Raw genomic sequence first — 22,108 nt, 5'->3', positions numbered from 1 at the left:
TTTTAATCGGTAATGGATTCAGCATGAGCAACACTTCAGTACAGGCACGCCAGCAATACGCAGGTTTTAAGGCAGATCATGTCGGAAGCTTTTTACGTCCGCTGCATTTAAAGGAAGCACGCCAGCAGTTTGCAGAGGGTCAGTTGAGCCGGGAAGAACTGACCCGCATTGAAAATGAAGAGATCATAAAACTAATTGAATTACAAAAACAAAATGGGGTAAAGGTAATTACTGATGGTGAGCTGCGCCGTGCCTGGTGGCATTATGATTTTATGGAAAACCTGGTGGGTGCAGAGGGTTATACCGACACTGAGGGGCTAAAATTTCATGGTGTAGAGCTGAAACCCCACAATGTGCGTGTCACAGGTAAAATTGATTTTCCGGATGATCATCCCCATCTGGCGCATTATAAATTTCTGCATGATCAGGCCGGGGAAGGGGCAATCGCCAAAATGACTATTCCCAGTCCGAATATGATGATGCGTCCAAAAATTCGTTTTAATGACATCTATGCTGATGATATTGCCCAGTATGTTCAGGACCTTGGCCTGGCTTACAGAAAAGCCATTCAGGCATTTTATGCAGCGGGATGCCGTTATTTACAGCTGGATGATGTGTTCTGGGCTTATCTGGGTTCGCAAGCTGAACGTGAAAAGGAACGTGCGCTGGGCACAGATCTGGATCAGCTGGCTCAGTTTTGTGTGGATACGCTGAATATTGCCTTAAAGGATAAGCCCTCTGACCTGGTGATTGGCATGCATATCTGCCGGGGCAATTTTGCATCCACCTGGAATTATGAGGGGGGCTACAATACCGTTGAAAACTTTATTTTCAAAGGCCTTGAAAATATTGACCGCTATTTCCTGGAGTATGACTCAGAACGTGCCGGTGGGTTTGAGCCGTTGGCACAGCTGAATGGATCCAATGCGGAAGTGGTCCTTGGACTGGTGACTTCAAAAGTCGAAGCACTGGAAGATAAAGATGAGATTATTACCCGTATTCATGAGGCGGCAAAATTTTTACCGCTAGAGCAGCTGGCGCTGAGCCCGCAGTGTGGTTTTTCTTCCACTGAAGAAGGCAATAAGGTTGATTATGCGGCACAATGGAAAAAGCTTCAGCTGATTAATGAAATTGTCGCTGAGGTCTGGAAAAACTGAGAGTGTCCAGTTGATTTCGAGTCATATTCAGGGTGACATTCAAAAGCCTATTCAGCATCATAAAAAACACCGGAAGCTGATCATTCGTGATCAGTTTTTGTATTTTTTATATATGCGTTATTTAGCTGAACATTCTGATCAGTTTTTAAAAGTAAAACAGAATATAAAAAACTCCAGCTCAGAATAAATCTGATCGGGAAATAATGAAATAAAATTCATGTTGAGACAAACTAATTAATATTATGATAAGATGAGTAATATTCATTTTTTGAAAAGACTATTTCCCCTGTCGCAGTGCACTGTCTGATGTCCTGTGTAAAGGAAGAGCAACGTCTTTATGGTCTTTACTTATGCTGGAAGTTCGACACTTAAAAACTCTGATAGCCTTAAGAGAACATGGTTCGCTGGTTGCGGCAGCCAATGATCTGTATCTGACGCCGTCTGCAATCTCCCATCAGCTCAAGGAACTGGACCACTGGTATGGTGTTGAAGTGGTGAACCGCCGCAGCCGTCCGGTCTCATTTTCCAGTGTCGGGCAGCGCTTGCTGAAACTGGCCGATGATGTTTTACCTCAGATTCAGATTGCTCAGACAGATATTACCCGAATTGTGCATGGTCAGACTGGACGGATTATTTTTTCCTCAGAATGCCACAGTTGTTTTGACTGGTTAATGCCTTTATTGAATCAGTATCGTCAGCAATATCCGGATGTGGATCTGGATTTTGCTTCAGGTTTTGAATCCAATCCACATGAATTATTGCAGAATGCTGAGTTTGATTTACTGATTACCGCCGATCCAATTGCCTTAAAGGGCATTGAATATTTCCCGATTTTTGAATATGAATCACGACTGGTCCTGTCCAGTACACATCCAATGGTGCGGGCGGAGAAGATTACGGTGCAGCAGCTTGCCGAAGAGACCCTGATCAGTTATCCGGTGGATAAACATCGGCTGGACATCATGTCTAAACTGTTCATTCCTGCCAATATTCAACCTAAGCAGATCCGCACCACTGAACTGACACAGATGCTGATTCAGCTGGTGGCCAGTGGAAGAGGTGTTGCCGCATTGCCTGACTGGGTGGTCAGTGAATATGAACAAAAAGGATGGGTGACTTCACGTCGACTGGACTGTGTTTCACCGAATGGATTACGTCGTACCCTGTATGCGGGCTACAGAATCGAAGAAAAGGAAAAGAGCTATTTTGAAGGTTTTTTAAAACAGCTGGAAAAATTCTCACAAAAACGCCTGTCTTATTATTCGTCATAAACTGAGGCTGGTCGGATCACAGGCAATGAGCATGCTTATTTTGTCTGTGTTCTGGCCCGAAATACAGAATCATGACTGTACTCAGGAATAACCAATAAGCAGGGACAATATGCCCGCAGCAATCAGTGGTCCGACCGGTACGCCTCTTAACACAGCCACACCTGCTACTGTGCCCAGCAATAAACCTGCAACCACATCCGGTTGATTACTCATTAGTTTCACCCCACGTCCTCCCAGCCAGGCCACTAATAGTCCCACGGCAATGGCCAGCAGTGATTTCCAGCTGAAAAAGGATTTTAAGATTGTGTCCCCGGCAATTTTACCATCTGCAATGGGGGTCAACACGGCAATGGTCAGCACAATAATGCCAATATGTAAGCCATATTGCTGTACATAAGGGAAAAACTCACTCAGTGGCGTTAATCTGAAAATAATCAGCACCGCAGCGGCAATAGTCACCGCACTATTGTGGCTGAAGATACCGCAGGCAAGTAAAATAATCAGGACAATTAAATTCAGATCCAGGCTGGAGATGCTCATAAGAATGAAGAGAGAACAGGGTAGGAATGTGAATTATACCGAAAAATTGCAGCATAAATTTGCTGATCCTGTAATGAGTGTTTGTGGATATTTCATCAAATGCTCAAGTGAGTCCAGTCTGTCTGTCACGAAAAGCATGATTTTATTTTTATCGTGGCGAGGCTCAGGTAGAATAAGCGGGCGATCGATTGGGGGGTAAAGTTATGCTGCTGGAAAAAATGTTACAGTCACAGGGCTTTGGTTCGCGTAAACATTGCCGGCAATTAATTCAGCAGGGAGCTGTAAGCATTGGTGATCAGTTGGTGACCTCACCTGGTGATCAGGTTGATGTGCAGAATTTAAATTATCGGGTGTATGGTCAGACCTATGACTATCATGAGAAAGTCTATATTGCACTGAATAAACCCCGAGGTTATGAATGTTCACACCAGGCCACCCATCATTTCAGTGTATTCGGTTTATTTGACAGTATTTTACTGAACCGAGGCCTGCAATGCGTCGGACGGCTGGATCAGGACACCACCGGTCTGCTGCTCATGACGGACGATGGTCAGTTTTTGCAGGCCTTAACCCATCCTAAAAAACATGTCCCCAAAGTTTATCAGATGCATACCGCAGATGCTGTGACCCCGGAACAGCTTCAGCAGTTGCAGCAGGGTGTTGAGTTGCGGAATGAACAGGGCACATTTGCAGCAACAGATGTAAAAATACTGGCTGACCGGCAGTTGCAGATGACCATCCATCAGGGTGTGTATCATCAGGTGAAACGTATGCTGGCCGCAGTCGGTAATAAGGTTGAGACCCTGCATCGACAGCAGATTGGGAAACTTGCTTTAAATGAACTGGCAGAAGGTGAATGGGTTTATCTGAACCCTGGGCAGCTGATGGCTGTAAGACATGCTGCTGATTCAGACCTTATTATGGTTTAGGGATGTCATGATTTAAAGCAGGCCTCATTTAAGAAAGCAATGATAGGTCTGGAATTCTTCATCTTTGACAAAGCCCATTTGTTCATACAGCTGATGTGACTGGTAATTATTGCGATGGGTTTCCAGGCTGATGCGCAGTGCATCTTCATGGCGGGCAAATAAGATTGCAGTATCAATCAGTTGGCGGGCTGAACCCTGTCTGCGGTAAACCGGGGTGACATAGACATCGTCCAGAATATAGTAGGTAGAACAGGATATCGACGAAAATCCCAGATACAGCGCCACAAAACCGGTAAAAGTATCATCCTTGACATGTACGAAAATCACACTTTCCTTGTTTTCAAAACGTTGCTTTAAAAAATTGAATGATTCCTTAATATTGGAAGAGGTGCCATAGAATTGGCGATATTCATCAAATAATACAGCAAGCTGGTGTAGGTCTTCTAAAGTGGCACGCCGCACGATCATGATATACTCCCTGCAATTGTCGTTATCCCTGCAAATTGAGCATACCTAAAAAACTGAAATTTATAATAAAAATATTGTGTAAAAATGCAACACTGTTAAGTTTTGTCACTTTCACCCAGCAGTGCATTTAACTCCGCAAAAATATCGTCATCAATTTCAGAGTCATCTGCATAAGGCTGTGAAGCCTGTTGTTGCTCCTGTTTCAGCTTTCTGAGTTTCAGCAGCTGTTCCATATTGATATTCTGATTTTCAATGGCAAAGGGAATGGATTTGGTCAGTACCACCTGTTTAAAAAAAAGGCGTACAGCCTGAGCAGGTGTAATGCCCAATTGCTTAAAGACCGCAAAGGCCTGTTTTTTTTCTTGTGAGTCAAGACGGACCTGATAGACTTCTGTTTTTCTCATGAGTTTAACCAAACGATTTTAGTTTGAGGGTCCTATTCTAATCGAATTGATTGTAATTGCAATGTCTAAACACTAAAAAGTCACTTTTTGTCATTACAATGGGATTATAGCGTCAATACCTGTTCAGAACAAAAGCAGACTTCTTCAGCAGTTAATGGATCCCTGAAAGAAATCTGGTTGGCTAGCAGCTGTAAAGGTGCTGAAAAATCATCCTTATTTTTATGTATGACTTCAGGATAAAACGGATCATTTTTAATGGGGATATTTAAATGACTGAGATGAACTCGTAACTGGTGTTGTTTACCTGTGGTCGGTTTCAGACGATATTTGGCCCACCGGCCGTCCTGTTCCAGTAGTTCTATTGCAGTGCTGCTGTTATGGGCGCCTTCGGTGACCTGCATGGTGTAAAAGGGCTGACCTTTTTCCATTCTTAAATTTACGGTTGCAGGCAAAACCAGATCGGCACGGTATGCGGCAATGGCGTGATAAATTTTCTGAACAGCGCGTTCTGCAAACAGCTGCTGATACAGACCACGGGTTTCCGGCCGTTTTGAGAATAAGACCACACCGGCAGTTTCCCGGTCCAGTCGATGTATCGGTGTCAGCCAGGGATTTTGTGTGGTTTTTTTCAGGCGGACCAGCAGGGTTTCCTGAAGGTATTGCCCGGTCGGACTCATAGTTAAAAAATGGGGTTTATCAGCTACGAGTAAGTCATTATTTTCAAATATAATTTTTTCATAAAATGGCACATGGATTTCATGTGACAGAAACCGATAATAATAGATGTGGGTATGAGCAATGTAGGGACTGTCCATTTGCAGTGGATTGCCCTGCAGATCCAGCACCAGCTGGTCCTGAAAACGCTGTTGCCATTCTGAGGGCTGAATATGTGGGAAATGTTCACATAAATAGTCAAACAGATTGTGTGGCCGGGGGCTGAGTTCGGGCAGAAAGGCTTGACTGGCTGTTACCCCTTCACGCATGGGTGGCTGATCATGGTGTGGGCTGACTGGACTGGACATGCAGGAAATGACTGGCTGAAAATATGTGGACATGAACGTCAATGACGGACAGAATTCAGAAAAAGCACTGCTGTAAAAACAGACGGATAGGCTACATCCGGGGTGCCGGACTGACTGGCCCATAGGCTTTATCCTGCTGCAATGTTATCATATTGTCCTGTTCCGGTCATATTGTGGGTATTATGCAATATTCATTTCAATTCAGTCTGCAGAATGAAGGCGATACTCAGAAGCTGGCACAGATGCTGGCACAGCACATAGCACAGGGTGTGATTTATCTGACCGGTGACCTGGGGGCTGGCAAAACCACTTTAACCCGCTACTGGTTACAGGGACTGGGGCATAAGGGGGCGGTCAAGAGTCCGACCTATACCCTGGTTGAGCCTTATCGCATTGCAGATAAAAGCGTATTTCATTTTGATCTGTATCGTCTGAATGATCCATATGAGCTGGAGCTGATGGGAATACGGGATTATCTGGATGTAACAGATGCTTTATTTTTGTTTGAATGGCCATCTAAGGGTGGTGATGAAATTCCACAGCCGGATTGTACTATTGATATTCAGAAAGCAGCGACTGACACGGCCCGGGAAGTGACGCTGCATTTTTATTCAGACCAGTTGGCCGGCGCTTTACAGGGTCAGATGGATTCAGACTAAATGGGTTCAGGTTAAATAACATAGATTCAGGTTAATTTGATGCAGCATGAAGCAATCAGCTTAAAACGTATTCAAACACTCGATCCTGCACTGGCCAACCAGATTGCAGCGGGTGAGGTGATTGAAAGACCATCGTCAGTGGTCAAGGAATTACTGGAAAATTCGATTGATGCCGGTGCCACTGAACTGATTATCCGTGTTGCACAGGGAGGAAGTACCCTGATCGAGATTCTGGATAATGGCAATGGTATTCATGCTGAAGATCTGGCTTTGTCTGTGACCCGGCATGCCACCAGTAAAATTCAGACAGCTGAAGACTTACATGCCATTGTCAGCCTGGGCTTTCGTGGTGAGGCGCTGGCGTCCATTGCTGCCGTTTCCCGGCTGAGCCTGGCAAGCAGTCAGGATGATTCCGGGATCGGTTATCAGGTTGAAGTGAATGGTACGGCATTTGATGATCAGGCTGTTCAGGCCATTGCATTGCAGAAAGGTACGCATATCCGGGTACAGGATTTATTTTTCAATGTCCCGGCACGTCGGAAGTTTTTAAAAAAGCCCAGCACTGAATTCGGCCATATTGAAGAGATTGTCCGTCGTCTGGCTTTAACCCATTTTGATATCCGCTTTGTCCTGGAACATAATGATCATATCCGGCTGAATCTGCCTGTTGCGGACAGCGGTGAGCTACGTTTTCAGCGGGTGCAGCAACTGCTGGGTCGTTCATTTACCGAGAATGCTTACTGGATTGATGCGGACAGTGTGCATATGCGGCTTTCCGGGTGGCTGGGGCATCCTTCAGATGCACGGGCTCAGGCAGATTTACAGTATGTGTATGTCAATGGCCGGATTGTGAAGGACAAGACCATCTCACATGCTTTGCGCATGGCTTATGATGGTATTCTGCATGGTCATCAGCATGCCGGTTATTTACTTTTTCTGGAAGTTGATCCTGAGAATATTGATGTCAATGTGCATCCGACCAAGCATGAAATCCGCTTTTTAAATCAGCGCGAAGTACATGAGTTTGTACGGCATTATGCCAAAGAAACCCTGTCTCAGTTCCAGACGGCAGGTGCTGAGCTGGCACAGGCCATGAAACAGGAAACATCGGATTCAGACTGGCGTCAGCCACAGCCCCGTTATCAGGAACAGTTTCCATTACATCGGGACGCCCCTGTAAACGCTGCTGTCAGTCCTGCCGATCAACAGCAGGCCAATCAGTTGGACCATCATGCGGCTGAGCCTGCACATCTGACGGATTTCAGTTCAAATACTCCTCAGGTGGTTGCCTGGCAGCCGCAATCGCATTATTCAGGGACTCAGCAAGTAAACAATGCGCTGAAGAGCTATCTGGCGCCCTTGCGTGAATCGTCTGAACCTGCAGGTGGGGTTTCGGAGTCGGAAGAATCACTGGTAGCCGCCGGTGGCAGTCGTGTCGATGAGTTTCCACTGGGGGTGGCAATTGCCCAGCTGCATGGTATTTATATCCTGGCGCAAAATACCGAAGGTTTAATTATTGTTGATATGCATGCAGCACATGAACGCATTCTGCTGCAACAGATGAAGGCTGCCTGGGATCAGCCGCAATTCTGGAGTTCTCAGCAGTTGCTGATCCCCAGGATCATTTCCATCAGCCGTTTACAGGCCACCCGCATTGATGATCTGAAACCCCAGCTGGAACGACTGGGACTGGACATTGACCAGTATGGGGAAGAGCAGTTGATTGTCCGCGGTGTTCCCGCAATTTTACAGCATGCAGATTTTGAAGCGCTGATTTCTGAGTTGCTCAATGATCTGGATCCAAATGATGAAGCACAGGCTTTGCAGCAAAAACGTGATCAGCTGCTGGCGGGTATGGCCTGTCATGGAGCGGTACGTGCACATCGCATGCTTAGTCTTTCTGAGATGAATGCACTGCTGCGTCAGATGGAACAGACTGAATTTGCCAGTCAATGTAATCATGGACGACCAACATGGCGTGCATTCCCATTGCAGCAGCTCGATAAACTGTTTGCCCGGGGAGAGTAAGCCATGCCAGCACAATTACCGGTCATCAATTTAATGGGTCCCACGGCAAGCGGCAAGACAGCTGTAGCCTGTGACCTGTATGAACATGGGAATTTTGAACTGATCTCAGTGGATTCTGCATTGGTTTATCAGGAAATGGATATTGGAACAGCCAAGCCGAGCAAAGCAGAACAGCAGCAATATCCACATCATCTGATTGATATTATTACGCCACTTGAAGTATATTCTGCTGCTGAATTTGTAGAAGATGCCTGTCGTCTGATTGATGAAATTCATCAGCGTGGCAAAATTCCCATTCTGGTGGGTGGGACAATGCTTTATTTCAAGGCCTTGCTTGAAGGGCTGGCGGAAAATCTGCCCAGTGCGGATGTTGCGATTCGGGCGGAAATTACAGCACATGCAGAGCAACAGGGTTGGCAGGCTGTTTTTGAGGAATTGCAGCGTGTTGACCCACAGGCCGGTGCAAAGTTTAAGGTCAGTGACAGACAGCGGATTATCCGGGCACTGGAAGTCTACCGGATTACCGGTAAGCCCATTACAAAACTACAGGCGGCGCAGCCTGAAAAAATGCCATATCGTTACAGTTTTTATAATTATGCATTGTTGCCGGATCGTGTAGAATTGCATCGTGGAATTGAATTACGTCTGAAAAAAATGTGGGATATCGGATTTTTAAATGAGGTTAAATATCTTATGAAAAAATACGATCTAAGCAAAAACTTACCCTCGGCGAGGTCTGTTGGGTACCGTCAGGCATTGGAATTCCTGAAAAATGGCGATGAAAATCATAAAAGCAGGCATGAAATGGAGGAAAAGGCCTTATTTGCGACACGACAATTAGCAAAACGTCAATACACATGGTTACGTTCTTTGCAAGAAGCACACCAATTCAGAACTTATTTAACGATGAAGCAGGCCCGGGAAGACTTGCGAAACTTACATGGATAAAGCAAAATTTAGCAACTATCCTTTTTATAATTTCTAATTGAAAAATAAAGGTAGTTTTTTTGCGCTGATTTAAATTTTTTTGGAGTATAAAATGTCTAAAGGTCAAACTTTACAGGATCCGTTCTTAAATTCTCTCCGTAAGGAACGAATTCCAGTTTCTATCTTTCTTGTAAATGGTATCAAATTACAAGGCCATATTGAATCTTTTGACCAATATGTGGTGTTATTAAAAAATACGGTTAGTCAGATGGTTTATAAGCATGCGATTTCAACAGTCGTACCTGCGCGTAATCCACGTCCTGCAGGAGCACCTGCGGGTGGTACACAGGGTGCAGGCGGCTTTGGCGGTCAGGGCGGTGGCTTTGGTGGCGGTCAGGGCGGTGGCTTTGGTGGTGGTCAGGGCGGTGGCTTTGGCGGTCAGGGCGGTTTTGGTGGTCAGGGCGGTGGCTTTGGCGGTCAGGGCGGTTTTGGTGGTCAGGGCGGTGGCTTTGGCGGTCAGGGCGGCTTTGGTGGTCAGGGCGGTGGCTTTGGCGGTCAGGGCGGTTTTGGTGGTCAGGGCGGCAGCTTTGATGGCGAAACAAAATTTGAAGATGGCCAGGACGACGAAAATAATCGTTAATCTGAATGCTGGAAAAGCGCCTGTTACAGGCGCTTTTTTTATCGGAAAATTTTCTGATTGGTTCATTTTGCTTTTAGAGCTAATGCCTCTAAGTTGCATTACACATAAAAAAGACCTCGGAATGAGGCCTTTTCTACAAAGGCTTTAATCAGTCACTTTTTACGGCATCTGCTGTATTGGTTGTATTTTTAGCTTTGCTGTCCAGGCTGGGATCCTTAATTTCCACATAGGTATTGGCGCGTAACTCTCTTAGCCAGCTGTCAGATTCTGAGTCGAACTGACGCTCACCCAGAATCTGACGGGCCATACGTTGCTGATATTCCCGGGTCATATCCTGCTGACGGGTATCAGTGACCTGTAGAATATGCCATCCAAATTGTGTCTCAAAAGGTTCACTGACCTGACCGACAGCCGTGCTTTTCATGACAGCATCAAACTCGGGAACCATCACGCCCGGGCTGACCCATCCAAGACTACCGCCATCACGGGCAGAACCGGGATCATTGGAATAAGTGGATGCCAGGGTTGCAAAGTCTTCACCTGCCTTAACCCGGTTGTAAATGCTTTCTATGGTCTGTTTTGCGTTTTCGGGGCTGACCACTTCAGAGGTTTTAATCAGAATGTGCCGGGTGTTGTACTGCGGTACCAGTGCTTTTTGTTCGTCACTTTTGCGTTCAATCAGTTTCAGCAGGTGAATACCATCCCTGACTGGAATCAGGTCGGTGGTCTGGCCAGGGTTTAACAGGCTGACCCGTGCAGCCAACTCAGCAGGAATATCTGAGATTGGGCGGAAGCCCATATCTGCTCCTTCAACCTTGACGGATGCGGATGAATACTTCTTTTCCAGGCTTTTGACATCATCATTACTGTTTAAATCATTTTTCAGTTGCTGTGCCACGTTTTTCAGTTCATCGGGCGATGCGCTGCCTGAAACCCGCATATGAATGACATGGAACTGACCACCAATTGCAGCCTGACCTTCAGGAGATTTTAAAAAGTTGTCAACATCCTGATCACTGATTTTAATCCGCGACATCACCTGTTGCTGACGTAAGCGTTGAATCAGCAGATCTTCTGAAACACGGCTGCGCAATGCTTCGTAGGTTCCCGGTGCAGTTGCGTCAAGTTTCTGCTGAAATGCTTCAAGACTGTTCACACCAGACTGGCTGGCAACTTTCAGCATGGCCTCGTTCAGGCTTTTTTCATCTGCTTTCAATCCGTAACGTTTGACCTGTTCAAGTTGGGCATTTTGCAGAATCAGCTGATTTAATACCTGACGTTCCAGGTATTGCGGTGGCGGCACTTCTTTTTTTTGTGCCTGAAGCTGGTGTGTGACTTCGGCAATTCCCTGATTCAGATCACTTCTTAAAATAGCACTATCACCGACAACTGCAATTACCTGATCCGCCGGTGCAGCAAATGAATGCATTGATGTAAAAGTAAATAATGCCAATGCGGTTGCTTTAAAGCGTTGTTTTAAATTTTGTGTCTTCATTAATGTGTCCAGGATTGATTAACTTTATCGAAGCCTAAAATACGGTTTTCCAGTAATGAGCTTAATTTGTTGTTTAAGCTCCCTAATCCTTTCAGGGTAAATTCCACCATAACGGCACGCTTGGGTTTTACGCCAGGGTCATTGACGTTATCCAGGTCGTTATAATATGAACGGCCGTACAGGGAAACTCCCCAACAGCAAGATTCATAGTTCAGACCCACCAGGTATTCACGGGCAACACTGTTGTCCATGTCGTACTGAACGTGGCCCATAATACGCCAGTTGTCCTTAACCGGCTGTATAAATGATGCAACAACCTGCTCATAGGCGGCCTGACGATCCGGCAGATAATTTCTGTAAAAATAACCCAGATTATACAGATTGCCCTGATCTCCGGTGTAATACAGCTGGAAATCACGCTGGGCACTGTCGCCGTTTGACATCCATGCTGAATTGGCACCAATGCTGAAATGCTGGGAGAGCTGGCTGGACAGACTGACGACCGGGCCGGTATTTTTTTCAGTATCCATCACATCACTGTTGTTCAGCAGGGTTACTTTACGGTCCTCAAAATAATAACTCTGACCGACACTGGCACGTAAACGTTCCAGACCGACAGTATCAAACAGGCTGTAGCTTACCCCCAGTGACATAAAGTTGTTATCTTCCAGTCGGTCATGCCCATAGAAGCGATAGGGGTTGAACAGCTGATCATAGTTGATGGAGGCTGTTGTCGAGTCAAAATTGGGATAACCGTTCTGATTCTTATACGGTGCATAGGCATAAAAGGCACGCGGTGTAATGGTTTGCAGATACTTGCCTTCACGTTCGAAGGTCAGGCCAGTATCCAGTGTGAACTGTGGCACTACGACAGACTTATTCTGGGAGTCCGAACTGAAGTTGGCATTGTTCCGGGTATCCTGGTCATAAAAAGTGTTCAGGCTGCGGACAGAGACCTCAGGAATGGCAAATCCCCACGGATTTCTGAAGTTATAGCGCGTTGCAAACTGGTTGTATAAACGGGTACCGTTGGGCTGAGCCTGATTTTCAAAATCATCAATATTTTTCTTGAAATAAGCCGTATCGTTGTTGAACTCAAACTCAAGTCCCTGAGGGTTTCCGGTAATATAATTGACCAATAGCTGTGGCAAGCGTGCATAGGGTTTGTCGACATCCGGAATGGTTTTATCCAGGGTCTGAAAATCCTCAACCTTTAACTGGGCACTCAGACCGGGAATACCGTGTGCGTAATTCAGTTCCCATGCGCGGCGCTGATTCAGCTCTGTCCGGGTGCTTGGGCTGCTGTCAAGATCTGAGAAAAAATCCTTATCCGAGACATAGTTATATTCAGCTTTTGTCGACCACTGATCATTCATCTGCCACTTATGCAAAAAGTGGAAGTCTTCCCGGTTCTCGTTGTTGTATTTGTTGTCCGAAGGTAAATAACTGCCCCATACACGACCTTCACCAAAGTTTTCGGTCATGTAACGGAATTCACCTTCTGCCATTGCACCACGGTCACTGATGATCCGGGGAGTAATGGTGGCATCATAATTGGGTGCCAGATTCAAATAGACAGGAACCGCAAGTTCAAAACCACCGTCATTGGTGAAGCCAAAGTTGGGGGATAAAATCCCGGTGGTGCGGCGGTCATCAATGGGGAAGTTGAAATAAGGTACGGCCAGCACCGGGGTGTTTTTAATATAGAGTCTGGTATTACGGGTAACACCACGTCCGGTGTCCTGATTCAGCTCAATTTTTTTCGCCTGAATTCGCCAGGTGGGCGTTTCATCCGGTGGACAGGTGCTATAGCTTGCATCTTCCAGTACAACCGTTGTCGGTGAGGTCCGGGTGATTTTTTCAGCATGACCATGTGCATGGGTGGCTTCAGCAATATAAAAACTGTTGTTTAAGTTCCCGGTTTCATCTTTCAGGTTGTAGTTGAGCTGATCACTTTGTGCAATTAAACCGCCCTGTGCCATCTGTACATTGCCTTTTGCATTGGCAAAGGTCTGGGTTTTGTCGATGGCCACTTCATTGGCACGAATCATCCGGCCTTCCTGGTTGATCACCACATCGCCGGATAAGATGGAGTCACCATTCGGGTTGTAATAGCCCTGATCAGCAGTAATGACAGAGCTGCCATCGGCAGGTGCAACCGTCTTATTTTCTGTATTAAAGGGAGTCACCCATACGCCCTGACAGTAGCGATTACTGACGGAATCCGTGTCACGGAGTTGCTGTGCCTGAGCGGTATTTTTGTCGACATAATATTGTTCAAAGAAATTCTGGCCGGGGAAGCTTTCTTTGATGGCTGCCTTTAATTGCCCATTATCCACATCTGAAATATTGTCTGTCGAATCGGCATAGCTGGATACAGAGTTCCCGCAGAGAAGGGTCAAAATAGCAGTCGCTAAAGGATTAAATTTAAACTGATGCTTCATTAGTCTCATTAACCAGGTGTGCAGATTGCAATTAATTATTGTCGCATCATAGAGAAAAAGTTGATAAGTAGCTACACTTAGCACTTCAAAAATTCAGCCTGCACCAGATTAATTGCAAATGAAAACACAACGTGAACAATTGATACAATCGTGGATGACATCTGTACTCAGTTCAGATCAATTTGAAATCAACTTTTTGGCAGGTGATGCGAGTTTCCGTCGTTATGCCAGGATTACTTTGAATAATAAAACATTTATGCTGATGGATGCACCTCCTGAACAAGAAGATTGTGTACCTTTTGTGACGATTGATGAGTTTTTTGACAGGCATGGTGTAAGGGTGCCGCATATTGTTGCAAAGGATATGCAGCAGGGTTTTCTGTTGCTTGAAGACTTTGGTGATGTTGTGCTGTCGACCTTGCTGAATGAAGATAGTGTCGATGCCTACTACATGCAGAGTTTCAGACAGCTGATTCAGCTTCAGGCCATAGACGGAAGCCGGCATTTTCCCGTCTATTCCTATGAAAAGTTAATCAGTGAAATGCAGTTGCTGACTGACTGGTTGCTGCCGTCTTTGAATGTGGTGCCAACAGCAGAAGAAAAAACCATGATTGAACAGACCTTTGCATACCTGGCGGAATCGGCAATGCAACAGCCTCAGGTGATTGTTCATCGTGATTTTCACAGCCGTAATCTGATGAAAATTGCCAGTGAAACCGTACTAGGGGTGATTGATTTTCAGGATGCGGTGATTGGTGCAGACACCTATGATTTAATTTCCATTACCCGTGATGCCTATTTGCAGTGGGATGCGGATCGCGTTGAGCAGTGGTTTAAGGTGTTTTATGACATGTTGCCTGAAACATCCAGACAGGACCGTGATTTTCAGCAGTTTAAACGTGACGCAGATTTAATGGCTGTTCAGCGGCATATTAAAATTCTGGGCATTTTTGTACGTCTGTTTGAGCGTGATGGTAAATCAGGCTACCTGAAGGATTTACCGCGGGTGATGTGTTATCTGCTTGAAGAAAGCCGGCCCTATACGGAATTACAGCCCTTCATGCAGTTTATTCGGCATAAAGTGATGCCGGCCTTTGAACAGAAATATGGCAGTTATGGAGTAGTGGCCTGATGAAAGCAATGATTCTTGCCGCAGGCATGGGCAACAGAATGCGCCCGCTGACCTTATATAAGCCAAAGCCCTTACTGGAAGTGGGAGGCAAACCACTGATTGTCTGGCATATTGAAAAATTAAAAAAAATTGGTGTGAACGAAATTGTCATTAACTCTGCATGGCTGGCAGATGTATTGATTGGTGCGCTGGGAGATGGTTCCCAGTTTGGTGTCAGCATCTTATGGACACGTGAACAGGAAGGACTGGAAACAGCAGGTGGTATTATCAATGCATTGCATTTACTGGGTACTGAGCCGTTCATTCTTGTAAATGGGGATGTATGGACCACCATGGATTTCAGCTCGTTACTGGAGGTTCGGCTGGAGAATGATCTGGCACACCTGGTGTTTGTAACGAACCCGGAACAGCATCCGGAGGGTGATTTTACCCTGGCAGATGGACGGGCTTATGCTTTTGAGCAGAATCATCAGGGTGAAAACCTGACTTATAGTGGGATTGCGGTTTATTCACCGGACATGTTTTATGGACTGGCGCCGGGGAAACGGCCATTATTGCCGTCTCTGAAACAGGCCATGACAGATGGGCGTATTTCTGCTGAAAAAATGCGTGCAGCATGGGTCGACGTAGGGACACCGGAGCGATTAAGCGCGCTGGATTTACAGATCCGGCAGGGCATTTATGATCAGCTGCATAATCACTAAGCGCTGACTACTGTTCCACGGGCAGGAAATCGGTATACTTCCATCTACTTTATTTGAGATGTTGTTTGTTTATGCATCCATTTTTTCAAGCGTTAAAGCAGGGCAGTCAACGGTTGGGCCTTGAGTTGAGTGAAGAGACCCTGGCTTTGTTACTGAAGTATCAGGATGCATTGTTGCTGTGGAATAAAGCCTATAATCTGACGGCAATACGTGCGCCGGCTGAAATGCTGGTGAAGCATTTGCTGGATAGTCTGAGTATCCTGAATGCCTTGCCGGAAGGGCGTCTGCTGGATATCGGTACCGGTGGTGGTATGCCGGGCATGATCATTGCTCTGTGTCAGCCGGAACGTCAGTGTGTGCTGCTGGATTCAAATGGGAAAAAAATCCGCTTTTTGAAGCAGTTTATTGCTGATTTAAAATTAGAAAATGTGGTTGCCGTACAGACCCGGGTTGAAAATGAAGCGATGATTCAGGAACTGGGGCAGTTCGATGTGATTACCAGTCGGGCTTTTGCCTCGCTCACTGATTTTATCCATGCTTCGCAACCCTATATGCATCGTCAAAGTGTAATTGCCGCAATGAAAGGCCTGATTCCTGAAAATGAAATCGTTGCATTTCAGCAACAGCTTTTATGTGAAACAATTGAATTGCATGTTCCGGATCTGGATGAACAACGGCATTTGCTGTTATTAAAACAAATTTAATACATATGGGATGGGGGTGATCATGGCTCAGATTATTGCGATTGCAAACCAGAAAGGTGGTGTCGGGAAAACGACAACTGCCGTAAATCTGGCCGCTTCACTGGCCGTCCTGAAAAAACGTGTGTTACTGGTGGATATGGACTCCCAGGGCAATGCCACAATGGGATCCGGTATTCAGAAAAATGATCTGCTTTATTCTGTGACCGATGTATTGCTGGGTGAAGTACCCATGGAAACAGCCATCACCACCGCCGAAGTGGGTTATAAAATACTGGGTGCAAACCGTGATCTGGCGGGCGTTGAACTGGTGATTGCAGAGCAGGATGGCCGTGAGTTCATCTTGCGTAACGCCCTGCAGGATGTCGAAAAAAACTTTGATTATATTCTTGTGGATTGTGCGCCGAGCCTGAGCCTGATTACCGTCAATGCACTGGCGGCTGTACAGGGCGTCATGATTCCAATGCAGTGTGAATATTATGCACTGGAAGGACTGGCAGATTTAACCCAGACCATTGATAAAATTCAGCAGGCATTAAACCCGGAACTGGAAATTATCGGGGTGTTGCGGACCATGTATGATGCACGTAATGCATTAACCCGGGACGTTTCTGCTGAACTGGAACAGTATTTCGGTAAAAAACTTTATGATACTGTCATTCCAAGAAACGTCCGGCTTGCTGAAGCACCAGCACATGGTTTACCGATTATTTACTTTGAGAAAAGCTCAAAGGGTGCAATTGCATATTTAAATCTGGCAGCTGAAATGTTGAAAAAGGGCAAATTGAGAAAAGGAAATAAAGCATGACCACAAAGAAACGCGGTTTGGCAAAGGGTCGTGGCTTGGATGCGTTACTGGGTTCGATCCAGAAAGAAAAATTACAGCTTGAAGTTCAGACGCTTGATCATGGCCTGCTGAAACAGATTGCTGTCAGTGAGCTGAAGCGTGGGACCTATCAGCCACGCAGCCTGATCCATGAACAGGACCTGCAGGAGCTTGCGGCGTCCATTAAAAAGCATGGTGTCATGCAGCCCATTGTGGTCCGTCCGGTTGATGACGGGCAATATACATATGAAATTATTGCCGGTGAGCGTCGCTGGCGGGCAGCACAGCTGGCAGGGCTGACTGAGGTGCCGGCCATTGTGCGGGATCTGACGGATCAGGTTGCCATTGCACTGGCATTAATTGAAAATATTCAGCGTCAGGATTTGAACCCGATTGACCAGGCTGTAGCTTTACAACGCTTTCATGATGAATTCGGGCTGAGCCATCAGGAAATTGCCGATACCGTGGGTAAAGCCAGAACCACAGTCAGCAACCTACTGCGTTTGCTCAGCTTGTCCGCTGAAATTAAGGATTTTATTCAGCAGGGCTTGCTGGATATGGGACATGCCCGGGCCATTCTGACACTCAAAGCCCGTGATCAGGTGCAGATTGCACAAACCGTGATTGATAAAAACCTGTCCGTACGTCAGACTGAACAACTGGTCCGGGATTGGAATACGCCAAAGCAGAAAAAGGAAAAAGCAGCAGCTGCACCGGATGTTGAACAGTTAACACAAAAATTGTCAGAGCGCTTCAGCGCCAGTGTGAAAATTGATTACAATCAGCAGGGCAAGGGTAAGCTGGTGATCAGTTATAACTCACTGGATGAGCTGGAGGGTATTTTAAATATCTGCCTGCCTGAATAAAACAATACGATTAAATACTGCATAACCATTTAAATTAAATTACTGGGGAATTAAAGATGTGGGAACTTGTTAAGGCAGGTGGGTGGCTGATGCTGCCACTCGTGCTGTGTTCCATATTTACCGTGGCCATTTCCATTGAAAGGTTTATTCGTCTGAGAAGATCACTGGTTTTGCCTGATACCCTGCTGATCGGGAAAAACCGTTCACTGCAGAATGTTGTTGATGTGCTGAAACACGAGCCGTCTACAGCTGACTCGACGCTGGGTTATATTTTTCAGGATGGTCTGGACGCTGCTGAAAAAGGAGAGGCGTTCAGCCGTGCGCAAATGGAAGCAAGTGCTTCCCGGGAAATCGGCTTACTGGAAAAAAATATTAACTTCCTGGGAACACTCAGTGCCGTGGCTCCCTTGCTGGGTCTACTCGGGACGGTCATTGGTATTATTGAATCCTTCCTGATGATTGATATGAACTCAGCCGGCAACCCCACCATGATGATCCCCGGTATTTCCAAGGCATTGATTACCACTGCCGCGGGGATGATCATTGCGATTCCGGCCCTGTTTGCCTATCGCTATTTTCAGCGGTTGGTTCAGGAGTATATTGCAGAACTGGAACAGCAGTCGACACTGTTTCATGCCGCGTTATTTTATCAGGACCGCCATGAGTCAGAACAGAGAAAAAAAGCGGGCTAAGGCGCAGGAAGACTTCAATGAAATTTAAACGATCCCGTGTTGAAGAGATCCATATCAATTTAACCCCGATGATTGACTGCCTGCTGTTTATTCTGGTCTTTCTGCTGCTGACCACCAGTTTTACCCAGCAGAGCCGTATTAATCTGTCCCTGCCAGATGCGCAGGGTGTTCCACCAAAACAATACGATCATAAAATTGAAGTCATGGTAGACTCTTCAGGCCACTATGCGGTGAATGGTCAGGCGCTTTCCAGTAAGGAAACCGCAGATTTAAGCACTGCGATCAAACAGGTTGCCAATGAGCGTCGTGATTTAATGTTTATAATTGCAGCAGATGCCAAAGCAACGCATCAGGATGTAATTCGGGTCATGGATGTTGCGGGGCAGCTTGGTTTTGTCAATATGAATATCAGTACTAAAGTTCCGTCCCGAGGTTATTAATCAGTGAATCAAGATTTTAAGGTCTATCTACGTCTCATTTCGTACTTAAAGCCCTATTGGGGCGTTGCCTTACTGGTTCTTGTTGGTTTCGGGATCAATGCTGCAACAGAAGTCTCTGTTGCCAGATTGCTCAAGTTTATTATTGATGCCATTCAGGAAGGTAGTCGCAGTAATCTTGACTGGTTCCCGGCATTGATTGTATTGCTGATTTTTTTCCGTGGACTCGGCCTGTTCATGGGCGGGTATTTTACCGCGGTCATCTCAAGAAGTCTGGTGTTCAGCATTCGTCAGGAAGTCTATGCCAAATTACTGCGTCTTCCTTCACAGTATTACCTGGATAATTCTTCGGGGCATATTACTGCCAAAATCATGTACAACGTGGAACAGGTGACGGCGGCCTCATCCGAGTCATTGCAGGTACTGGTAAAAGACGGCCTGATTGCTGCAGGTCTATTGGGTTATCTGCTGTATTCCAATTGGCGTCTGACCCTGTGTATCTTTGTGTTTATGCCGATAATTGCCCTGCTGGTCCGTAAAGCCTCAAAGCGTATGCGTAAATTATCGATACAGGTTCAGAATACTATGGGTGATGTGAACCATGTGGTTCAGGAAAGCATAAACGGTCAGACGATTGTCAAAAGTTTTGCCGGTGAAGTCAGTGAGCAAAAGCGTTTTTACAAATCTTCGGAAGAAAACCTAAGGCGTGGTCTGAAAATGGTGGTGGTTCAGAATCTGAACAGCCCGTTGGTGCAATTGGTCATGGCTATTGCCATGAGTACCATTGTGTGGCTGGCGCTTCGCCCGCAAATTTTTGGGAATACCACTTCCGGCGAATTTGTTGCCTATATCACAGCAGCAGGTTTGCTGGCAAAACCGATTAAGAATCTGACTGATATCAATGAAAAACTACAGCGGGGCATGGCGGCGGCACATTCGGTTTTTGAACTGCTGGATATGCCAGAGGAGCAGAATACCGGCGCACAAAAACCTGTGCTGAGTGGTGCAATACAGTTTGATCATGTCAGCCTGGTGTATAAAGATACCATTAATGCCATTCAGGATTTTTCCCTGAATATTCAGGCGGGTCAGACCGTTGCCCTGGTCGGACGTTCCGGCGCTGGAAAATCTTCACTGGTCAATATGCTGGTGCGTTTTCAGGAAATCAGCCAGGGACAGATTTATCTGGACGGTATTCCCATTCAGGATATTGATTTGTCCTGTTTACGGACACAGGTGGCGATGGTGAACCAGCAGGTGATTTTATTTGACCGGACCATCCGTGAAAATATTGCCTATGGTCAGCTGGAAAATGCAACGGATGAGCAGGTTGTTGCCGCAGCAAAAGCGGCTTATGCACATGACTTTATTATGGAGCTGCCACAGGGTTATGATACTGCCATTGGTACGCAGGGGTTAAGTTTATCCGGTGGTCAGCGTCAGCGCATTGCTATTGCCCGGGCGATCCTGAAAAATGCACCGATTCTGATTCTGGATGAAGCCACCAGTGCGCTGGACAACGAGTCTGAACATTTTATCCAGCAGGCCTTTGATGCCGCCATGCAGGACCGGAACCGGACCACTATTGTCATTGCCCATCGCTTATCGACCATTGAAAATGCTGATTTGATTGTGGTGATGGATCATGGGCAAATTACAGAACAGGGCAGTCATGCTGAATTGCTGGCGAAGCAGGGTGCCTATTATCAGTTGCATCAACGTAATTTCGAGGAATAACTTCGAATGTCCATTGCACGAATCATTCAGAATGCCTGGAATCGGAAAGCCAGGTGGCTGATCGTGCTGCGCCCGCTGTCCTGGTTGTACAGAGCCGGTTTTTTAGTCAATAAAACACTGTATCAACACGGCATAAAAAAAGTATATCAGGCGCCTGTTCCGGTCATGGTTATTGGAAATATCACGGTGGGAGGCAGTGGCAAAACACCGTTATTAATTCATCTGGTCAGATATTTACAGCAGAAGCAGATCCGGGTCGGTGTCATCAGCCGGGGCTATGGCGGTCACGGACCTTTTCCTGCGCTGGTGACGGTGGATACTTTGCCTGAAACGGCAGGTGATGAGCCTTGTCTGATTGTACAGTCTACCGAGGCTGTCATGACTGTGGGAGCTGACCGGAAAGCCGGTATCGAATTATTACTCCAGCAGCAGCCGCTTGATTTGATTATCAGCGATGACGGCCTGCAGCATTGGGCATTGGCCCGTCAGCTGGAATGGATTGTGGTTGATCATAATCGTGGTCTGGGAAATCAGCAATTACTACCGGAAGGTTATTTACGGGAACCGGTTTCCCGCCTGGATCAGGGTACTGTCATTGAACATGCAGTTCAGCCACAGACGGCCCTGAATATGCATTTGCAACCAGGGAAACCCTATCTACTCAACCCTCAGACTGCATTACTCAATCCACAATTCAATCCCCATCAGGACTATTATGCAGTGGTGGGTATCGGTTTTCCGCAGCGTTTTTATCAGACGCTGGACAGTATTGGAATTTATCGCTTTCAATGTCATGAATTTTCGGACCATTATGACTATGAGATTGATGACTTACAGTTTGAGGATGAAAATCCGGTCATTACCACGGAAAAAGATGCCGTTAAAATATTGCCGCTGTTAAAAAAACATCCGGAATTCAGTCGCGAAATCTGGGTTGTTCCTGTTGAAGCGGTATTATCTGATCCATGCTATACATTGCTGGCGCAGCAATTGAGTCAGCTGGGTATTCACATTTCTTAAGGTTTACGC

General features: G+C 46.2%; 22 protein-coding genes. 16 read left to right on the top strand and 6 right to left on the bottom strand.

Annotated features, from left to right (window positions below; translation table 11 throughout):
- Nucleotides 1-23 precede the first annotated feature (23 nt).
- Nucleotides 24-1,157 carry a 5-methyltetrahydropteroyltriglutamate--homocysteine S-methyltransferase gene (locus ACT6PV_RS08105; RefSeq protein WP_445115891.1) on the top strand — a complete coding sequence of 378 codons (1,134 nt, stop codon included), beginning with the start codon at nt 24-26 and terminating at the stop codon, nt 1,155-1,157.
- A gap of 350 nt (nt 1,158-1,507) precedes the next feature.
- Complete coding sequence (locus ACT6PV_RS08100; protein WP_445115890.1) at nt 1,508-2,428, top strand: LysR family transcriptional regulator; 921 nt, start codon at nt 1,508-1,510, stop codon at nt 2,426-2,428.
- 81 nt (nt 2,429-2,509) lie between these two features.
- Here ACT6PV_RS08100 and ACT6PV_RS08095 read toward each other — a convergent pair whose 3' ends face one another.
- Nucleotides 2,510-2,962 carry a DUF441 domain-containing protein gene (locus ACT6PV_RS08095; protein ID WP_445117068.1) on the bottom strand — a complete coding sequence of 151 codons (453 nt, stop codon included), beginning with the start codon at nt 2,960-2,962 and terminating at the stop codon, nt 2,510-2,512.
- A 209-nt stretch (nt 2,963-3,171) separates the two neighbouring features.
- Between ACT6PV_RS08095 and ACT6PV_RS08090 the strand changes: the two genes are divergently transcribed.
- On the top strand, nt 3,172-3,897 hold the full coding sequence (locus ACT6PV_RS08090) for a pseudouridine synthase (RefSeq protein ID WP_445115889.1): 726 nt from the start codon (nt 3,172-3,174) through the stop codon (nt 3,895-3,897).
- 24 nt (nt 3,898-3,921) lie between these two features.
- Here the strand turns inward: ACT6PV_RS08090 and ACT6PV_RS08085 are convergent, their stop codons facing one another.
- The 3 genes from ACT6PV_RS08085 to ACT6PV_RS08075 all read right to left on the bottom strand — a co-directional run bounded on the left by ACT6PV_RS08085 (nt 3,922) and on the right by ACT6PV_RS08075 (nt 5,791).
- Entirely contained in the window at nt 3,922-4,365 is a 444-nt protein-coding gene (locus ACT6PV_RS08085) for a GNAT family N-acetyltransferase (RefSeq protein ID WP_445115888.1), read from the bottom strand.
- A gap of 95 nt (nt 4,366-4,460) precedes the next feature.
- Nucleotides 4,461-4,769 carry a type II toxin-antitoxin system RelB/DinJ family antitoxin gene (locus tag ACT6PV_RS08080; protein WP_445115887.1) on the bottom strand — a complete coding sequence of 103 codons (309 nt, stop codon included), beginning with the start codon at nt 4,767-4,769 and terminating at the stop codon, nt 4,461-4,463.
- A 104-nt stretch (nt 4,770-4,873) separates the two neighbouring features.
- Complete coding sequence (locus tag ACT6PV_RS08075) at nt 4,874-5,791, bottom strand: pseudouridine synthase (RefSeq protein WP_445117067.1); 918 nt, start codon at nt 5,789-5,791, stop codon at nt 4,874-4,876.
- Nucleotides 5,792-5,973: 182 nt separating this feature from the next.
- Between ACT6PV_RS08075 and tsaE the strand changes: the two genes are divergently transcribed.
- From tsaE to hfq, 4 genes are all read left to right on the top strand, one after another.
- On the top strand, nt 5,974-6,450 hold the full coding sequence (tsaE, locus tag ACT6PV_RS08070) for a tRNA (adenosine(37)-N6)-threonylcarbamoyltransferase complex ATPase subunit type 1 TsaE (RefSeq protein ID WP_445115886.1): 477 nt from the start codon (nt 5,974-5,976) through the stop codon (nt 6,448-6,450).
- Nucleotides 6,451-6,489: 39 nt separating this feature from the next.
- A complete protein-coding gene (gene mutL, locus ACT6PV_RS08065) occupies nt 6,490-8,478 on the top strand; it encodes a DNA mismatch repair endonuclease MutL (RefSeq protein ID WP_445115885.1) in 1,989 nt (662 codons plus the stop codon).
- A 3-nt stretch (nt 8,479-8,481) separates the two neighbouring features.
- Nucleotides 8,482-9,426 carry a tRNA (adenosine(37)-N6)-dimethylallyltransferase MiaA gene (miaA, locus tag ACT6PV_RS08060; RefSeq protein WP_445115884.1) on the top strand — a complete coding sequence of 315 codons (945 nt, stop codon included), beginning with the start codon at nt 8,482-8,484 and terminating at the stop codon, nt 9,424-9,426.
- A 91-nt stretch (nt 9,427-9,517) separates the two neighbouring features.
- A complete protein-coding gene (gene hfq, locus ACT6PV_RS08055; protein ID WP_445115883.1) occupies nt 9,518-10,045 on the top strand; it encodes an RNA chaperone Hfq in 528 nt (175 codons plus the stop codon).
- 148 nt (nt 10,046-10,193) lie between these two features.
- Here hfq and ACT6PV_RS08050 read toward each other — a convergent pair whose 3' ends face one another.
- Together ACT6PV_RS08050 and ACT6PV_RS08045 are read right to left on the bottom strand one after the other, a co-directional pair.
- Nucleotides 10,194-11,540, bottom strand: coding sequence for a peptidylprolyl isomerase (locus ACT6PV_RS08050; RefSeq protein ID WP_445115882.1), 1,347 nt, complete (start codon nt 11,538-11,540; stop codon nt 10,194-10,196).
- Nucleotides 11,540-13,984, bottom strand: a complete 2,445-nt coding sequence (locus ACT6PV_RS08045; protein ID WP_445115881.1) for an LPS-assembly protein LptD — start codon at nt 13,982-13,984, stop codon at nt 11,540-11,542. The genes ACT6PV_RS08050 and ACT6PV_RS08045 overlap by 1 nt, the downstream gene beginning before the upstream one ends.
- Nucleotides 13,985-14,102: 118 nt before the next feature.
- On the opposite strand from ACT6PV_RS08045, the gene ACT6PV_RS08040 reads away from it, so the two are divergent.
- The 9 genes from ACT6PV_RS08040 to lpxK all read left to right on the top strand — a co-directional run bounded on the left by ACT6PV_RS08040 (nt 14,103) and on the right by lpxK (nt 22,099).
- Nucleotides 14,103-15,116 carry an aminoglycoside phosphotransferase family protein gene (locus ACT6PV_RS08040; protein WP_445115880.1) on the top strand — a complete coding sequence of 338 codons (1,014 nt, stop codon included), beginning with the start codon at nt 14,103-14,105 and terminating at the stop codon, nt 15,114-15,116.
- A complete protein-coding gene (murU, locus tag ACT6PV_RS08035) occupies nt 15,116-15,820 on the top strand; it encodes an N-acetylmuramate alpha-1-phosphate uridylyltransferase MurU (protein WP_445115879.1) in 705 nt (234 codons plus the stop codon). Before ACT6PV_RS08040 ends, murU begins: the two co-directional genes overlap by 1 nt.
- 71 nt (nt 15,821-15,891) lie before the next feature.
- Nucleotides 15,892-16,524, top strand: coding sequence for a 16S rRNA (guanine(527)-N(7))-methyltransferase RsmG (rsmG, locus tag ACT6PV_RS08030; protein ID WP_445115878.1), 633 nt, complete (start codon nt 15,892-15,894; stop codon nt 16,522-16,524).
- Nucleotides 16,525-16,546: 22 nt separating this feature from the next.
- Complete coding sequence (locus ACT6PV_RS08025) at nt 16,547-17,329, top strand: ParA family protein (protein ID WP_445115877.1); 783 nt, start codon at nt 16,547-16,549, stop codon at nt 17,327-17,329.
- Nucleotides 17,326-18,213, top strand: a complete 888-nt coding sequence (locus tag ACT6PV_RS08020; RefSeq protein WP_445115876.1) for a ParB/RepB/Spo0J family partition protein — start codon at nt 17,326-17,328, stop codon at nt 18,211-18,213. Before ACT6PV_RS08025 ends, ACT6PV_RS08020 begins: the two co-directional genes overlap by 4 nt.
- A gap of 56 nt (nt 18,214-18,269) precedes the next feature.
- The gene (locus ACT6PV_RS08015; RefSeq protein WP_445115875.1) at nt 18,270-18,905 is read left to right on the top strand and encodes a MotA/TolQ/ExbB proton channel family protein; all 636 of its coding nucleotides are present in this window, start codon (nt 18,270-18,272) and stop codon (nt 18,903-18,905) included.
- Between the two features lie 17 nt (nt 18,906-18,922).
- Nucleotides 18,923-19,345 (top strand): ExbD/TolR family protein, encoded by a 423-nt coding sequence (locus tag ACT6PV_RS08010; protein ID WP_445115874.1) that lies wholly within the window; start codon nt 18,923-18,925, stop codon nt 19,343-19,345.
- Between the two features lie 3 nt (nt 19,346-19,348).
- Entirely contained in the window at nt 19,349-21,079 is a 1,731-nt protein-coding gene (gene msbA / locus ACT6PV_RS08005; protein WP_445115873.1) for a lipid A export permease/ATP-binding protein MsbA, read from the top strand.
- 6 nt (nt 21,080-21,085) lie between these two features.
- Nucleotides 21,086-22,099 (top strand): tetraacyldisaccharide 4'-kinase, encoded by a 1,014-nt coding sequence (lpxK, locus tag ACT6PV_RS08000; RefSeq protein ID WP_445115872.1) that lies wholly within the window; start codon nt 21,086-21,088, stop codon nt 22,097-22,099.
- The last annotated feature ends 9 nt before the right edge of the window (nt 22,100-22,108 follow it).

The organism is Acinetobacter sp. WZC-1 (assembly GCF_052544965.1).
Note: the sequence above shows the minus strand (reverse complement) of the source record. Positions and strands in the feature narration are given on the sequence as shown.

What these genes read in the sequence shown, in the direction of transcription:
- ACT6PV_RS08050 (WP_445115882.1), bottom strand. Translation starts at nt 11,540, where the DNA reads ATGAAGACACAAAATTTAAAACAACGCTTTAAAGCAACCGCATTGGCA.
- tsaE (WP_445115886.1), top strand. Translation starts at nt 5,974, where the DNA reads ATGCAATATTCATTTCAATTCAGTCTGCAGAATGAAGGCGATACTCAG.
- ACT6PV_RS08075 (WP_445117067.1), bottom strand. Translation starts at nt 5,791, where the DNA reads ATGTCCAGTCCAGTCAGCCCACACCATGATCAGCCACCCATGCGTGAA.
- ACT6PV_RS08085 (WP_445115888.1), bottom strand. Translation starts at nt 4,365, where the DNA reads ATGATCGTGCGGCGTGCCACTTTAGAAGACCTACACCAGCTTGCTGTA.
- rsmG (WP_445115878.1), top strand. Translation starts at nt 15,892, where the DNA reads ATGCATCCATTTTTTCAAGCGTTAAAGCAGGGCAGTCAACGGTTGGGC.
- ACT6PV_RS08090 (WP_445115889.1), top strand. Translation starts at nt 3,172, where the DNA reads ATGCTGCTGGAAAAAATGTTACAGTCACAGGGCTTTGGTTCGCGTAAA.
- ACT6PV_RS08025 (WP_445115877.1), top strand. Translation starts at nt 16,547, where the DNA reads ATGGCTCAGATTATTGCGATTGCAAACCAGAAAGGTGGTGTCGGGAAA.
- ACT6PV_RS08080 (WP_445115887.1), bottom strand. Translation starts at nt 4,769, where the DNA reads ATGAGAAAAACAGAAGTCTATCAGGTCCGTCTTGACTCACAAGAAAAA.
- ACT6PV_RS08015 (WP_445115875.1), top strand. Translation starts at nt 18,270, where the DNA reads ATGTGGGAACTTGTTAAGGCAGGTGGGTGGCTGATGCTGCCACTCGTG.
- lpxK (WP_445115872.1), top strand. Translation starts at nt 21,086, where the DNA reads ATGTCCATTGCACGAATCATTCAGAATGCCTGGAATCGGAAAGCCAGG.
- ACT6PV_RS08105 (WP_445115891.1), top strand. Translation starts at nt 24, where the DNA reads ATGAGCAACACTTCAGTACAGGCACGCCAGCAATACGCAGGTTTTAAG.
- miaA (WP_445115884.1), top strand. Translation starts at nt 8,482, where the DNA reads ATGCCAGCACAATTACCGGTCATCAATTTAATGGGTCCCACGGCAAGC.
- ACT6PV_RS08045 (WP_445115881.1), bottom strand. Translation starts at nt 13,984, where the DNA reads ATGAAGCATCAGTTTAAATTTAATCCTTTAGCGACTGCTATTTTGACC.
- ACT6PV_RS08100 (WP_445115890.1), top strand. Translation starts at nt 1,508, where the DNA reads ATGCTGGAAGTTCGACACTTAAAAACTCTGATAGCCTTAAGAGAACAT.
- ACT6PV_RS08020 (WP_445115876.1), top strand. Translation starts at nt 17,326, where the DNA reads ATGACCACAAAGAAACGCGGTTTGGCAAAGGGTCGTGGCTTGGATGCG.
- ACT6PV_RS08040 (WP_445115880.1), top strand. Translation starts at nt 14,103, where the DNA reads ATGAAAACACAACGTGAACAATTGATACAATCGTGGATGACATCTGTA.
- ACT6PV_RS08010 (WP_445115874.1), top strand. Translation starts at nt 18,923, where the DNA reads ATGAAATTTAAACGATCCCGTGTTGAAGAGATCCATATCAATTTAACC.
- murU (WP_445115879.1), top strand. Translation starts at nt 15,116, where the DNA reads ATGAAAGCAATGATTCTTGCCGCAGGCATGGGCAACAGAATGCGCCCG.
- mutL (WP_445115885.1), top strand. Translation starts at nt 6,490, where the DNA reads ATGCAGCATGAAGCAATCAGCTTAAAACGTATTCAAACACTCGATCCT.
- hfq (WP_445115883.1), top strand. Translation starts at nt 9,518, where the DNA reads ATGTCTAAAGGTCAAACTTTACAGGATCCGTTCTTAAATTCTCTCCGT.